Below are 14,814 nucleotides of genomic sequence, written 5' to 3'. Positions count from 1 at the left end.
CTCTCCAATAAAGTTAGTTTGTCTAGCATCTAAAATAAAAATTGACGTTTCACGTTGTTTGTTTCGTTTAGTTTTCAAAGTTCAACATCGCGTTTCAGCGACTTTTATAATTTAACATTTTGCATTAAATCTGTCAACAACTTTTTCTTTCGTTCCTGACGACGCTTATTAATTTACCATATTAATCATTTAATAGTCAACACTTTTTAAAAAAATGCCAAAATAATTTTATCTTGGCATGATATAAAGCTTAATAATCACTAATGCTGCCACACCCGGTAGACCTAATAAACTCGTTATTGCTGCTGTACCCATGTTAATTGGGATATGAAAATCAAAATATGTCCCTACAACATTTACGATAAAAAGCAATGCTATTCCTAAAGTAACATGAAAAATTACCTTACCTATAAAACGTAATGGCTTAGAGGCAACACCAAAAACAAGAAAAATAAATACTAAAGTAAGAATACCAACAATAATAATTGTAGAATTCATTTTTTCCTCCTTATGAATGACCTATACATCTATTTGTATGGGACAAGACAATAAAAAAGAACAGTTATCATATGCAGCATCTCTTTCATATAAACTAAATAAAACAATACCTCAGCATTAAAAAAAAAATAAAAAGGCCTGCTTAGAAAGCAGAACCTTTTACCATTGTTCCATTTTTACAGGACGACGCTTTGCTTCTTTCAACAAAAAGAAATATTTCGCCTCTGCTATTTTCAAAGAACAAATGACATCTTGAGACGGTTCTACACTTTGTTCGACCATTCTCTTCTGACGTAACCACTCATTCTTCACTTTTTCCAAAAGTACAATTAACTTATCGTCATACTCTTTACGCAATTTACCCTTTTTTTGAAAGAACATTTTTGTTTCTCCTCTTATACTTCTCTGCGCCCTTCTAACGCTTTGGATAATGTCACTTCATCTGCATATTCTAAATCTCCACCAACTGGCAGACCATGTGCAATACGAGTTACTTTAATGCCTGTAGGTTTTAAGAGGCGGGAGATATACATCGCTGTAGCTTCCCCTTCAATATTAGGGTTTGTTGCTAATATCACTTCTTGTACCGTTTCATCATGTAGTCGCTTTAAGAGTTGCGGGATATTAATGTCTTCCGGTCCAATTCCCTCCATAGGAGAAATCGCACCACGTAACACATGATATACACCTTGATACTCTTTCATTTTTTCCATCGCGATTACATCTTTCGGTTCTTGCACGACACAAACAACTGATTGATCTCGATGTGAATCATTACAAATATAACAAGGATCACGATCAGTAATATGTCCGCATACAGAACAGTACGCTAAATCTCGCTTCGCATTTACAAGTGCTTTCGCGAAACCTAACACATCATCTTCTTTCATATCTAATACGAAAAATGCCAATCGAACCGCTGTTTTCGGTCCGATACCTGGCAACTTCATAAAACTATCGATTAGTTTTGATATTGGTTCTGGATAATGCATGTATCAATATCCTCCTAGAACATTCCACCTGGTAAGTTTAAGCCTTTTGTAAATTTACCCATTGTAGAGTTTGAAAGCTCATCAGCCTTTTTAAGTGCATCATTTGTTGCAGCTAATACTAAGTCTTGTAACATTTCGATATCTTCTGGATCTACAACTTCCTCTTTAATCTTCACTTCAAGAATTTGCTTGTGACCATTTGCAATAACTGTAATCATTCCACCGCCAGCTGTACCTTCAACTGTTTTTTCACCAAGCTCTTCTTGTGCTTTCGCCATGTCCTTTTGCATCTTTTGCATTTGTTTCATCATGTTATTCATATTTCCCATTCCGCCACGCATCATAATTAATTCCTCCTAATTATTATTACTCTTTTATTTCAATGAGTTCTTGCCCTACTAACTTCACTGCCTCTTCTATAAGAGGGTCTTCCTTTTTCTCCGGGCTTTCTTCAGACTCTCCACCTTCACGTTGTAAAAAGTCTTCACGGATTTTACCCCATTCACTTTTTGGAATGGCAATCATATTTAACCTTTTACTTAGCAATTCAAATAAAGCTTGTTCTACTGTATCCATAGCTTCTCGATTTTCGCTCGCCATCTTACAGTGAATCTCATATTGAAATGCTAAAACGTAAGTGTCATCTGAAGCTGCCACTGGTTCACTATTTTCTAGTAAAACGGCAAACGCTACTTTGTTATATGATTTGAGTCTTCCTAACAACTCACCCCATACAGCTTTTAATTGTTCTAAATCTTGACGCTTCGCTTGTTTTAATACTTCATTTACACGTCCGACAGGAATTTTCATACTTCCTGTTCGTACCGGTTTTGGTGTTGCACGTGTCTCTCTTACTTCCTGTTGTACACCAGCTGGCACACCGTTCTTTTTGACTTGCTCTAACTCTTTCTCCAGTTGCTGCATCCTGTTCATAATTGCTTGCAAACGATCTGTACCATTTGCTTGCATCATAAACTGTTGACACAATTGCACCATAACAACTTCTAAGAAAATACGCGGATGATTTGTCCACTTCATTTCCTGTTGTCCCTTACTAAGGGTATGAATAATCTCATAGATTACTTCCGGTTGCATTTCTTCACTCAACTTACGGAATTGATCATCTACAATTACTCGTTCCAACATATGTTCTAGTTGTGGTGAAGTTTGATATAAAAGCATATCACGATAATAGTAAATGAAATCCTCCATAAAACGAACTGGATCCTTCCCTTTACTCATCATTTCATCTATGATTTGCAATGCTCTTGATACATCATTTTCACGTATGCACTCTACTAAATTGCCTAAGTATTGCTGAGAAACAGATCCTGTTACGGCCAATACATCTTCTGTCGTAACAATCTCATCACTATAAGATATAGCCTGATCAATAAGACTAAGCGCGTCACGCATACCACCTTCGGCAGCACGCGCAACAATTTGTAATGCTTCACCTTCCACTTGCGTACCTTCATTTGTCACGACCGTTGATAATCTCTCAACAATATCATTCACTGATATTTTTCGGAATTCAAAGCGCTGACAACGTGAAATGATTGTAGGTGGGATCTTATGAGGTTCTGTTGTCGCCAAAATAAAGATAACATGTCCTGGCGGCTCTTCTAAGGTTTTTAAAAGCGCATTGAATGCACCCATAGAAAGCATGTGAACTTCATCAATAATGTATACTTTATATTCTACAGCACTTGGAGCGTATTTTACTTTATCTCTAATATCTCGAATTTCATCTACACCGTTATTTGAAGCCGCATCAATTTCTAATACATCTGAAATGGATCCTTGTGTGATTCCTAAACAAGAAGGACATTCATTACAAGGTTCAGCTACCGGAGCATGTTCACAGTTAATTGCTTTTGCAAATACTTTTGCAATTGTCGTTTTTCCTGTTCCCCTCGGGCCAGAAAATAAATAAGCATGTGAAACTTTCTCTTGAAGAAGGGCATTTTGCAACGTTTTTGTCACGTGCTTTTGACCGACTACATCTTCGAACTTTTGCGGTCTCCATGTTCGGTATAACGCTTGGTATGACACGAAAATACGGCCTCCCTCAAAGGTTATTATCTCATTTATTATAACCCATTCTGTTTATAGATTCCAAAAGTTATTTTCTATACAAAAAACTCACCTTTGTATTAAGGTGAGTTTTGTATACATATATAACTGCCGTGCACCCTCCGTCGATTACGTACCATAAGCGTTACTCAAACAGTTAGCTCGGTTCAGGCACTCCTGCGGCACACGAGAAGACCCGCTTATTGCTGCTTCCTTCCGGACCTGACAAGGTTCACGGGGTCCCGTTGCGCAGGACCCAAACGTCAACACCACTTACTTAAGGCAGACCTTACAGCAACATAACCTCGAGAGGGGATTCGGCCTCGCTAGAGCGGATTGCGAGTATAGGGCACCGCTACCTCCCCGCTTAGCACGGCAAAGTTAAAACCAATATTCGGTTGCCTTCATTAAAGGCATTATCAGTATAACTTGTTTCTTTAGAAAATGCAAATACGTTAGTTCCCAGTATTCTTCTCTAATTTTTTTATTGCTTTTCTTTTTTTACGAAGCTCTCTAAAAAAGTTTGTTAACAACGTACCGCATTCTTCCTCTAGTACACCAGATACTACTTCACATTGATGATTGAAGCGTTCATCCGTTAAAAGATTCATCAATGTCCCTGCACATCCGCCCTTCGGATCACTTGCACCATATACAACTCGCTTCACTCGTGATAAAACAATTCCACCCGCACACATTGGACAAGGTTCTAATGTTACATACAATGTTGCATCTTCTAAACGCCATGTCCCTAATTTTTTACATGCATCATCTATCGCTAGCAACTCAGCATGAGCTATTGATCTTTGCTCAGTTTCCCTTAAATTATGGGCAACACTAATTACCTCACCATCTAACACTATAACTGCTCCAATTGGTACTTCCTGTATTTCCTCTGCCTTTTTAGCTTCTTCTATCGCTAATTGCATAAAATAAATATCTTGATCTTGTTCCATAACATAGTCCTTTCATTACAAATAAAGTACACTTATTTCCATTTACTACACAGGGGATAACTTTTACAAATTCAATCCACCCTAAAAGAAAAAAGAGAGGGGATTACATATGAAAAATACCGCCTTGCTCATTATCGATATGATTAATGACTTTCAATTTTCCCACGGACCCATTCTAGCTAAAAAATGCGAAACTATAACAAACCCTATTTTACAATTAAAGAAAAAAATGAAATCCTTCGGCTATCCTATAATTTACGTTAATGACCATTATCAACTTTGGAGATCTGATATCGACCAACTTATTACTCATTGCACAAATGAATATAGCGAAAATATAATCCATAAGATTGCTCCAAGTTTTGATGAGTACATTTTTATTAAACCACATTATTCCGCTTTTTATGAAACACCTTTAAATTCATTACTAGGTTATTTAAAAATAGAAAATCTAATATTAACAGGGGTTGCCGGAAATATATGTATCCTATTTACAGCTAATGATGCTCATATGAGAAATTATAAATTGTATGTACCACAGGATTGTATCGCCTCTAACAACGACCAAGATAATATACATGCTTTAAAAATAATGGAAACTACATTGAAAGCAAATATAACATCATCAACCAAAATAAAATTTAATTAATACATATATCTATTTTCTAACTTTTTATATCAAATTAACCCGCTCGCTTCCCTCTTGTGCTACAATAATTCTGTTTTGTGTTTTTAGTAGTCACGGTAAATCACTGATTGAAAGGAGGAAACAGCGTGACCGGAGTACCATTTATCACGGTTGAAGGACCAATTGGTGTTGGAAAAACTTCACTTGCGAAGGAAATTTCAACTCACATGCAACTCCACTTACTAAAAGAGATTGTTGATGAAAATCCCTTTTTAGGAAAGTTCTATGAAGACATCGACGAATGGAGTTTTCAAACAGAGATGTTCTTTCTTTGTAATAGATACAAACAATTAGAAGACATTAACATAAAGTACTTGAATCAAAGGAAACCAGTAGTAGCGGATTACCATATCTTTAAAAATTTAATTTTTGCATCCCGCACATTAAAAGACTCTCAATATGACAAATACATGCAAATTTATCGTATCCTTACACAAGATATGCCTGTGCCAAATGTCATTGTTTATTTAACAGCTAGCCTAGAGACATTGCAAAAACGAATCGCCATGCGCGGAAGAGAATTTGAAAAAAACATGGATCCAAATTACTTACTACAGCTCACAAAAGATTATGAAACAGCAATGGATGCTTTTAAAAAAGATCATCCGGAAATACCAGTATTGAAATTTAATGGCGACGATATGGATTTTGTAAAAAATCCTGATGATTTAAACGTTATCCTATCTGCCCTTCAAAATACTCTCTTAAAGGAGTCGAAATAATAATGAATTTAAGGCAAAAATATGATATACCCAATGACGCAGTAATCACTATCGCCGGAACAGTAGGTGTGGGTAAATCAACTATGACAACTGCATTAGCTAATGCTTTAGGTTATCGCACATCATTTGAAAAAGTAGATTCCAATCCATATTTGGACAAGTTCTATGCGGACTTCACTCGCTGGAGCTTCCACCTACAAGTGTACTTTTTAGCAGAACGATTTAAGGAACAAAAAAGAATTTTTGAATATGGTGGCGGTTTTGTTCAAGATCGTTCCATTTACGAAGACACTGGAATTTTCGCAAAGATGCATCATGAAAAAGGAACAATGACGGAAACTGATTATGAAACATACAAAGGTTTATTTGACGCTATGGTCATGACTCCTTACTTCCCTCATCCAGACTTATTAATTTACTTAGAAGGTTCTTTCGATGATATTGTCGATCGTATTCAAGAACGCGGGCGCCCAATGGAACAGCAAACACCAATTGAGTACTGGAAAGAAATGCATGGACGTTATGAAAACTGGATTAACAACTTTAATTCATGCCCTGTATTACGCTTAAATATTAATGAGTACGATATTTTAAAAGATGGTGATTCAATCGAACCAATCATAAAAAAAATTGGCCATTTTTTAAAACAAACACGTAAACTTGTAAAATAAAAAACCCGTGCATATGCACGGGTTTTCCTATTAAATTACTTCTTCTTTGTTGGAGCAATAATTTCACTCTCAGGTTTTCCTGCGTTAATGCGCTGACGAACAGTACTTGTACTAATATCGTATGCTTCAGCAATCTCTTTAACAGTCATTTCTTTCCCGTTAATTACTGCCGTTAATACTTTACCTGTACGTTTTGGAGCTGCTTCTTTCTTTACAGCTGCTTTTTTAACTTGTTTTGGCGCCTCTACTTTACTCGTAGCTGGTTTTACATCACAAGTACAACCACAAAGTTTACGGAATGTATCATCACTAATAATGCGTGATACGTTTGCACCACTGTTTAAAATTCTATTGTTCTTACAGACAGGACATTGTACATAATATAAAGTTTTTCCATCTAAAGGAAACGTTTGTATAATAAGATCCATGTTGACTCCTTTCATATCTATGAAGATAATCATCGGAATATGAGTGTGTAATAAGGACAAAATTACCTTACACCATACTTTATGATTGGTTTTAAAATAAAAACTCGTTACGTGTTGGTAACGAGTTCTCCAATCTCCACTTATATGCGCTGTTGTCAATTATATCTGGAGGAGGTAGAGGGATTCGAACCCCCGCGCGACTCTCGCCGCCTGTCGGTTTTCAAGACCGATCCCTTCAGCCAGACTTGGGTATACCTCCATATTGACATCAAATATAATATCAAAAGAAAAACAGTTAGTCAACCCTACTAAAATAAATTATGAGGAAAGGAAAATTTTACTTTCCCCTTCCTACATTACAGTACTGACAACGCTCATAATTACCAATCACTCATACCGATGAATGTTTAAATTTACTTAATAACTGTTTTTCCTCCCATATAAGGGCGAAGAACTTCTGGAATTATAATTGTACCATCTTCTTGTTGGTAGTTCTCTAAAATAGCTGCAACCGTACGTCCAATTGCAAGACCAGATCCATTTAATGTATGAACATGTTCTGGTTTTCCATTTGGTTCACGGCGGAAACGGATATTTGCACGTCTCGCTTGGAAAGCTTCAAAATTACTACAAGAAGAAATTTCACGATATGTGCCATAGCTTGGAATCCATACTTCAATATCGTATTTCTTCGCTGCTGTAAATCCTAAATCGCCTGTGCACATGCTCATAACGCGATATGGCAACTCTAATAATTGTAACACGCGTTCTGCATCATTTGTTAACTTTTCTAACTCTTCATAAGAATCTTCTGGTTTTACGAACTTCACAAGCTCTACTTTATTGAACTGATGCTGGCGAATTAAACCACGTGTATCACGCCCAGCTGAACCTGCTTCAGAACGGAAGCAAGAGCTAAATGCAGCATATCTTATAGGCAATTGCTCTTTATTTAAAATCTCATCACGATGCATATTCGTTACAGGTACTTCAGCTGTTGGAATTAAGAAGTAATCTTCACTTTCAATACGGAATGCATCTTCTTCAAACTTTGGAAGTTGTCCTGTTCCTGTCATACTTGCACGGTTTACCATATATGGAGGTAATACTTCTTCATATCCATGCTCATCAGTATGAAGATCAAGCATAAAGCTAATTAAAGCACGCTCTAATCTTGCACCAGCACCTTTGTAAAATACGAAGCGGCTTCCTGTTACTTTCCCAGCGCGTTCAAAATCTAAAATTCCTAAATCAGTAGCAAGATCCCAATGTGGTTTTGGCTCATAAGTAAATTCTTTCACTTCTCCCCAAGTACGTGCTACTACATTATCATCCTCTGTTTCACCAACTGGAGCAGATTCATGAGGGATATTTGGAATAGATAACATTAATCTTTCTAAGTCTTCTTCAACTGTACGAAGTTCGTTATCAAGATCCTTTACTTTTTCTCCAACTTCACGCATTTCTAAAATTAGAGCTTCTGCATCTTTCTTTTCGCGCTTTAATACAGAAATTTGTTGAGATACTTCGTTACGTTTACTTTTTAATTCTTCTGTCTGAACAAGTAGTTCTCTTCTTCTCGTATCAAGTTCTTCAAAACGTCCGAAATCAGTTAAATCTTCGCCTCTATGCTGTAATTTCGCTTTTACTTCTTCAAAGTTTGTACGTAAAAATTTAATATCAAGCATTATATACTCCTCCTTTTATTTTATAAAACACAAAAAACTCCCGTCCCTATATAAAGGGACGGGAGTTAACCCGCGTTGCCACCCTAGTTGAAAGCATTACCGCTTTCCTCTCAAGTAGAAATAACGGCTCTTCACCGGGAATGCTTACTAATCCAAAAGATATTCCACATTCCATTCCAGGATGGATTCACAAACTGTTTCTATCGATTTCCACCAACCATCGACTCTCTATAAGAAACGACATTTGTTACTATTTCCTATCAACACGCTTATTTTATAAAATTGTTACCATCAATTTACTATAATCTTATACAAGTTGCAAGTTACTTATACAACTTTTTTCATTTTCGCTTCTTTTACCATTTCAACAAAGTATGCTGTCACACGATGATCATCTGTTAATTCCGGATGGAATGAAGCAGCTAAAAACTGATCTTGTCTTACCGCTACCATTCGGTCACCATGCTTAGAAAGCACTTCAACATTATCAGCTACTTCTACAACATACGGCGCACGGATAAATACACCAACGAAGTCTTCACCCACGCCTTCAATTGAAAGCGCAGCCTCAAAACTATCCTTTTGGCGTCCGAACGCATTGCGCTCAACTGTAATATCCATAGCACCAATATGTGCTTCTTCATAGCCAATAAGTGTTTTCGCAAGAAGAATCATCCCTGCACATGTACCAAACATTGGTTTACCAGACTTTGCAAATGTACGAAGTGGTTCCATGAAAGCATACTTATCAATAAGACGGCGCATTGTTGTACTTTCACCGCCCGGTAAAATAAGACCATCAATCTCTTCAAGTTGCTCTATACGCTTTACAACAACAGCTTCTGCACCACTTGCTTCAACTGATTTTACATGCTCACGAACTGCACCTTGAAGACCTAGTACACCGATTTTCACCATTTTAAAGTTCTCCTTTAATTACCATCCACGCTCTTGCATGCGTTGTTCTGGTAATAACGTTGAAATTTCGACACCCTTCATTGCATTACCTAATCCTTTAGAAAGGCTTGCAATTAGTTCGTAATCTTCATAATGAGTCGTTGCTTCAACGATTGCACGTGCAAATTTCTCTGGGTTTTCTGATTTGAAGATACCAGATCCAACAAATACCCCATCAGCACCAAGTTGCATCATTAATGCTGCATCTGCTGGTGTTGCTACACCACCTGCCGCAAAGTTTACAACTGGTAAGCGACCAAGACGTTTAATTTCAAGTAATACTTCGTAAGGAGCGCCAGTATTTTTTGCATATGTCATTAACTCATCTTCACGTAGACTCGCAACTTGACGGATTTCTGCATTGACTTGGCGCATATGACGCACTGCCTCTACAATGTTTCCTGTTCCTGGTTCACCTTTTGTACGAAGCATAGATGCACCTTCTGCAATACGACGTGCAGCTTCTCCGATATCACGGCAACCACATACAAATGGAACTGTGTAATCACGTTTATTTAAATGGTATACTTCATCAGCAGGAGTTAATACTTCACTCTCATCGATATAGTCTACCCCTAATGATTCTAATACACGTGCTTCTACAAGGTGACCGATACGGCATTTTGCCATAACCGGAATTGACACCGCACCCATAACTTCTTCAACAATTGTTGGGTCTGCCATACGAGAAACGCCACCTGCTGCACGAATATCTGCTGGTACACGCTCTAATGCCATAACGGCAACTGCGCCTGCCTCTTCTGCAATTTTTGCTTGTTCAGCGTTAACTACGTCCATAATAACGCCGCCTTTTTGCATTTCTGCCATTCCACGTTTTACACGTTCTGTCCCTGTTACATTTGTCATGTACAAAAACCCCCCTAGGTGAATTGCTTTCCCCCGTTAAAGGCGAAAATTAAGAATACTCTTACATTCTACCACTAACTATCAGATGCTTGTCTACTACTTTTTCATAAAGTCGGTATGAAAAATAGGAATAAAAAAAAGCTCCTATCGTGAGGAGCTTTTAAAACCAACCTTTTACTGTATCAACAGCACTATTCCACATACCACTAAAGAATGAACCAATTCCGCGCATAGCACGAGTAAACCAGTTTGCTTCTTCTACTTCAGATGTCGTTACAAGATCCACTTGCAGTGACTTACCAGTTAAAAATCCAGGGTCGTTTGTATCTTTTGGCGTAATTACCATTTGACCAAGCGCAGCTCCCTTTTTAATAGGTGCTTCTTGTCCCTTACTTGATTCTTTTAATTCTGTTTTATAAACATCTTTACTTCCTTTTGGCACTGGAAGTGAAATAGCTTGTTTCGTTTGAACTGCTACATCTTTATCTTTCGCATTTTCTACTCGTACTGTTTCTTGTCCTTTTACTGAAGAACCTTTTTTATACATTTGTTTCACTTCAAAGTTAGCAAATCCATAATCATATAGCTTCTTTGTTTCATCAAAACGTGCTGTATGAGAACTTGTTTTAATAACTACAGAAATAAAACGCATTCCGTTTCTTTCAACCGTACCAGTGAAGCAATCTCCTGCTTCTGGAGTTGAGCCTGTTTTTAGGCCATCTACGCCATCATATTCTTTAACTAAGCCCTTTAACATCCAGTTCCAGTTCGACATTCCAAACTTCTCTTTTTCTGGACGGAATTCTTTTTTAGGGATTTTTGCTGTATCTAACACTTTTGGATAATCTTTAATTAAATGTTGTGCTAAAGTTGCAACATCCTTTGCAGACATTTTATTTTCTTCATCCGCTGTTGTTCCTTCAGGATGCATTCCCTTTAAATCTTTATTCGTTAAACCTGTAGAATTGACAAATTTATAATTTTTTAACCCTAGTTCTTTCGATTTGTCATTCATCATTTTTACGAAGTCTACTTCTTTACCTGCAATTGCTTCTGCTAATGCAATTGTTGCACCATTTGCAGAAAAGATTGCCATTGCTTCGTATAACTCTTTTACTGTATAAGAGCCACCATTTTCTAATGCAACATTTGATAATGAAGCATCTTGTGAAACCTTATATGCATATTCAGAAACCTTAATTTTCTGGTCCCACTTAAGTTTTCCTTTATCCACTGCTTCGTGAACTAAATATTCACTCATCATCTTTGTCATACTAGCAATGGATAATAATTCATCTGCATTCTTTTGATATAAAATTTTCCCAGAATTCGCTTCTACTAAAATTGCCGCACCTGCTTCAATGTTTAAAGCGGCTCCTGTTTCAGCTGATGCATTGCTATATGGCATAAAAATGCTACAAGCTAGTGTAAGCACTGTTACCAAAGCAATGAATCTTTTGCAAAACATACCTTTCACTTTTGCTACCCCCAATATCTATGTACTCACATAACCGTTATTCTAACATAATCAAAAAAAAATAGACAGAGATATCAAATCTCTGTCTATTTGTATATAAGACATTATAATGAGTAGTTTGGAGCCTCTTTTGTAATTTGTACGTGATGAGGATGACTTTCACGTAAGCCAGCACCTGACATACGAATGAATTGTGCATTTTCGCGTAAGAATTCTAAATCTTGTGCTCCGCAATATCCCATACCTGCACGTAAGCCACCAACTAATTGGTGAACTGTATCTGCTAAAGGTCCTTTATATGGCACTCGTCCTTCAATACCTTCTGGGACAAGCTTTTTATTACCTTCTTGGAAGTAACGATCTTTACTTCCTTTTTCCATCGCACCGACAGAACCCATACCACGATACACTTTAAATTGACGACCTTGGTAAATTTCAGTTTCTCCAGGGCTTTCTGCAACACCTGCAAACATGCTACCTAGCATAACAACATGTGCTCCTGCCGCTAAAGCTTTCACCATATCACCAGAGTACTTAATACCACCATCAGCAATAACTGGAATACCGTGTTTACGAGCTTCTGTTGCACAATCATAAACTGCAGTTAATTGTGGTACACCAACACCGGCTACAACGCGTGTTGTACAAATAGAACCTGGTCCAATACCAACTTTAACTACGTTTGCACCAGCTTCAATTAATGCTTTCGTTGCTTCAGCAGTAGCAACATTTCCAGCGATAATATTTAGTGATGGGTATTTAGCACGAACTTCTTTTACCTTATCAATAACACCTTTAGAATGTCCATGTGCTGTATCAAGTACAATTGCATCTACACTAGCTTTTACTAATGCATCGATGCGAAGCATAGCATCCGCTGTTACACCAACTGCTGCTCCAACTAATAAGCGTCCTTGCTTATCCTTAGCAGAGTTTGGGAATTCAATTACTTTTTCAATATCTTTTATTGTAATAAGCCCTTGTAATACACCGTTATTATCAACAAGAGGGAGTTTTTCAATTTTATACTTTTGTAGGATCTTTTCAGCTTCTTCCAGTGTAGTACCAACTGGAGCTGTAATTAATTGTTCTTTTGTCATTACGTCAGAAATTTTGATTGAGTAGTCTTGGATGAAGCGCATATCACGGTTTGTAATAATACCAACTAATTTTCGCTCATCTAAATTATTTACAACCGGTACACCTGAGATACGATATTTTCCCATAAGATGTTCTGCATCATATACTTGATGTTCTGGAGTTAAGAAGAAAGGATCTGAAATAACGCCGCTTTCAGAGCGCTTTACTTTATCAACTTGCTCTGCTTGTTGCTCAATAGACATATTCTTATGAATAATTCCTAAACCACCTTGGCGAGCCATTGCAATAGCCATGTCAGCTTCTGTTACTGTATCCATTCCTGCACTAATTAACGGGATGTTTAGCTGTAAGCTTTCAGATAAAACTGTTTTAACACTTACTTCTCTTGGTAATATATCTGACCTAGCTGGTACAAGTAATACATCATCAAAAGTCAAACCTTCTTTAACAAATTTAGATTCCCACATAATTGTTCCCCCTATGATACCAGAAATTATTATTAGTAGCTTATCAATTGGTTAAAATACTGTCAAGGACGTATATATATGTTAGAATTTTTAGACAATAAAAGGAGCGTAATATATGCATCAAACATCTTGTACTTGGCAGCAGTTAAGTTTCTTTTTTTCATCTCAAAACGTACAACGTTATCTTGCCCGTTGTTATGAAAAATCCTCTATTCAGGATGCAGAAAAAAAAAGTTTTGAAAATTGTTATCCCTTTATTTATTACTTAGAACACGGGAAAAATTATTATGAATTATATAAGACAGCTCCATTTTCCATTCAACCAATGTTGTTATTTTATGGAATTAGTCAACTGTTTAAAGCATGCCTACTAACTATTGACCCTAACTATCCTGAATCCACTACTGTTTTAGCTCATGGCGTTACAACTCGCAAACGAAAAAAACAAGGGTATCAATTTTTAGAAGATGAGGTGAAGGTACAAAAAAACGGATTGTTTACTCATGTTGCAGAACAACTGTTTCACATGAAACACTTAGAAGCAGAAAAATTTAACATGTTAGAACTAATGGGAAATATTCCAGAATTACAAAATTTATTTCGTTATAGTCAAAAAGGATCAACTTTATATAAAATTGATTCAACAATTAAAAATGAGCTCTCCTTTTCAGTCAACCTACTAGATCGATTACATATGACTAAAGAGAGATTTTCTCGTTACATTGAAACATCTTGTAAGCATTTATCAATACAACACGTACCTGAGAAGACTAATGAATCGAATTTACTTTTTACAGCGCCTATTCAATCATGGAATCCTATGTACAGTACTCCTTTATACTATGAACATCTTACTAATACTTATTATTTGCCACTTACGACTGACCCTAGAAATCCTAAGCCAATATTACCTGAACTCCTCATTCATTATTTATTGCTCTATAATTTAAGCATGATTTCTAGATATGAAACAGATTGGTGGTATGACTTACTTGGAAGTTATGGTTCTGAAGATTATCCATTTATTTATCAATTTCTAAGTATTTCTGCTCAAAAAATCCCTTACTATATTTCAAATTTTTTATTAATGGAACCAAATCTATTTCATGGGAAATAAAAAAACACAAGTCAAATGACTTGTGTTTTTAGTTGCTTGGCGACGTCCTACTCTCACAGGGACAAGGTCCCAACTACCATCGGCGCTAGAGAGCTTAACTTCCGTGTTC

At 36.7% G+C, this 14,814-nt stretch carries 16 protein-coding genes, 1 tRNA gene, 1 other RNA gene and 1 other annotated feature; of the genes, 4 read left to right on the top strand and 14 right to left on the bottom strand.

Annotated features, from left to right (window positions below; genetic code table 11):
* Window positions 1-228 precede the first annotated feature (228 nt).
* The 7 genes from ACUN13_RS31465 to tadA all read right to left on the bottom strand — a co-directional run bounded on the left by ACUN13_RS31465 (window position 229) and on the right by tadA (window position 4,522).
* On the bottom strand, window positions 229-498 hold the full coding sequence (locus ACUN13_RS31465; protein ID WP_001089273.1) for a pro-sigmaK processing inhibitor BofA family protein: 270 nt from the start codon (window positions 496-498) through the stop codon (window positions 229-231).
* A gap of 159 nt (window positions 499-657) precedes the next feature.
* The gene (locus ACUN13_RS31460) at window positions 658-879 is read right to left on the bottom strand and encodes a YaaL family protein (protein ID WP_000466019.1); all 222 of its coding nucleotides are present in this window, start codon (window positions 877-879) and stop codon (window positions 658-660) included.
* A 14-nt stretch (window positions 880-893) separates the two neighbouring features.
* The gene (gene recR / locus ACUN13_RS31455) at window positions 894-1,490 is read right to left on the bottom strand and encodes a recombination protein RecR (protein ID WP_000559169.1); all 597 of its coding nucleotides are present in this window, start codon (window positions 1,488-1,490) and stop codon (window positions 894-896) included.
* Between the two features lie 14 nt (window positions 1,491-1,504).
* Window positions 1,505-1,831, bottom strand: a complete 327-nt coding sequence (locus tag ACUN13_RS31450) for a YbaB/EbfC family nucleoid-associated protein (protein WP_014894853.1) — start codon at window positions 1,829-1,831, stop codon at window positions 1,505-1,507.
* Window positions 1,832-1,856: 25 nt separating this feature from the next.
* Entirely contained in the window at window positions 1,857-3,545 is a 1,689-nt protein-coding gene (gene dnaX / locus ACUN13_RS31445) for a DNA polymerase III subunit gamma/tau (protein ID WP_000121587.1), read from the bottom strand.
* Between the two features lie 132 nt (window positions 3,546-3,677).
* An RNA gene (ffs, locus tag ACUN13_RS31440) (signal recognition particle sRNA large type) lies at window positions 3,678-3,942 on the bottom strand.
* 79 nt (window positions 3,943-4,021) lie between these two features.
* Entirely contained in the window at window positions 4,022-4,522 is a 501-nt protein-coding gene (gene tadA, locus ACUN13_RS31435) for a tRNA adenosine(34) deaminase TadA (protein ID WP_000434329.1), read from the bottom strand.
* A 109-nt stretch (window positions 4,523-4,631) separates the two neighbouring features.
* Here tadA and ACUN13_RS31430 point away from each other — a divergent pair, with 109 nt between their 5' ends.
* The 3 genes from ACUN13_RS31430 (at window position 4,632) to ACUN13_RS31420 (ending at window position 6,603) form a co-directional block, all read left to right on the top strand.
* Entirely contained in the window at window positions 4,632-5,171 is a 540-nt protein-coding gene (locus ACUN13_RS31430) for an isochorismatase family cysteine hydrolase (RefSeq protein WP_000798724.1), read from the top strand.
* A 125-nt stretch (window positions 5,172-5,296) separates the two neighbouring features.
* Window positions 5,297-5,932, top strand: a complete 636-nt coding sequence (locus ACUN13_RS31425) for a deoxynucleoside kinase (RefSeq protein WP_000148218.1) — start codon at window positions 5,297-5,299, stop codon at window positions 5,930-5,932.
* 2 nt (window positions 5,933-5,934) lie between these two features.
* Window positions 5,935-6,603: a deoxynucleoside kinase gene (locus tag ACUN13_RS31420; protein ID WP_001053585.1), complete on the top strand. Its 669-nt coding sequence runs from the start codon at window positions 5,935-5,937 to the stop codon at window positions 6,601-6,603.
* A gap of 35 nt (window positions 6,604-6,638) precedes the next feature.
* Here the strand turns inward: ACUN13_RS31420 and ACUN13_RS31415 are convergent, their stop codons facing one another.
* From ACUN13_RS31415 to guaB, 7 genes are all read right to left on the bottom strand, one after another.
* A complete protein-coding gene (locus ACUN13_RS31415) occupies window positions 6,639-7,031 on the bottom strand; it encodes a DUF3797 domain-containing protein (protein ID WP_000364193.1) in 393 nt (130 codons plus the stop codon).
* 166 nt (window positions 7,032-7,197) lie between these two features.
* Window positions 7,198-7,290 (bottom strand) — tRNA-Ser (locus ACUN13_RS31410).
* 154 nt (window positions 7,291-7,444) lie between these two features.
* Complete coding sequence (gene serS / locus ACUN13_RS31405) at window positions 7,445-8,719, bottom strand: serine--tRNA ligase (protein ID WP_000884187.1); 1,275 nt, start codon at window positions 8,717-8,719, stop codon at window positions 7,445-7,447.
* A 51-nt stretch (window positions 8,720-8,770) separates the two neighbouring features.
* Window positions 8,771-8,992, bottom strand: a binding site (T-box leader).
* A gap of 54 nt (window positions 8,993-9,046) precedes the next feature.
* Complete coding sequence (gene pdxT / locus ACUN13_RS31400; protein WP_000238785.1) at window positions 9,047-9,637, bottom strand: pyridoxal 5'-phosphate synthase glutaminase subunit PdxT; 591 nt, start codon at window positions 9,635-9,637, stop codon at window positions 9,047-9,049.
* Between the two features lie 18 nt (window positions 9,638-9,655).
* Window positions 9,656-10,543, bottom strand: coding sequence for a pyridoxal 5'-phosphate synthase lyase subunit PdxS (gene pdxS / locus ACUN13_RS31395; RefSeq protein ID WP_000186165.1), 888 nt, complete (start codon window positions 10,541-10,543; stop codon window positions 9,656-9,658).
* 160 nt (window positions 10,544-10,703) lie between these two features.
* Window positions 10,704-12,011, bottom strand: a complete 1,308-nt coding sequence (gene dacA / locus ACUN13_RS31390; RefSeq protein WP_124749816.1) for a D-alanyl-D-alanine carboxypeptidase DacA — start codon at window positions 12,009-12,011, stop codon at window positions 10,704-10,706.
* Between the two features lie 113 nt (window positions 12,012-12,124).
* Window positions 12,125-13,588 carry an IMP dehydrogenase gene (gene guaB / locus ACUN13_RS31385; RefSeq protein ID WP_000264088.1) on the bottom strand — a complete coding sequence of 488 codons (1,464 nt, stop codon included), beginning with the start codon at window positions 13,586-13,588 and terminating at the stop codon, window positions 12,125-12,127.
* A 115-nt stretch (window positions 13,589-13,703) separates the two neighbouring features.
* Between guaB and ACUN13_RS31380 the strand changes: the two genes are divergently transcribed.
* Window positions 13,704-14,705, top strand: coding sequence for a YaaC family protein (locus ACUN13_RS31380; RefSeq protein ID WP_000554287.1), 1,002 nt, complete (start codon window positions 13,704-13,706; stop codon window positions 14,703-14,705).
* The last annotated feature ends 109 nt before the right edge of the window (window positions 14,706-14,814 follow it).

This window comes from Bacillus cereus group sp. Bce041 (assembly GCF_052646455.1).
Note: the sequence above shows the minus strand (reverse complement) of the source record. Positions and strands in the feature narration are given on the sequence as shown.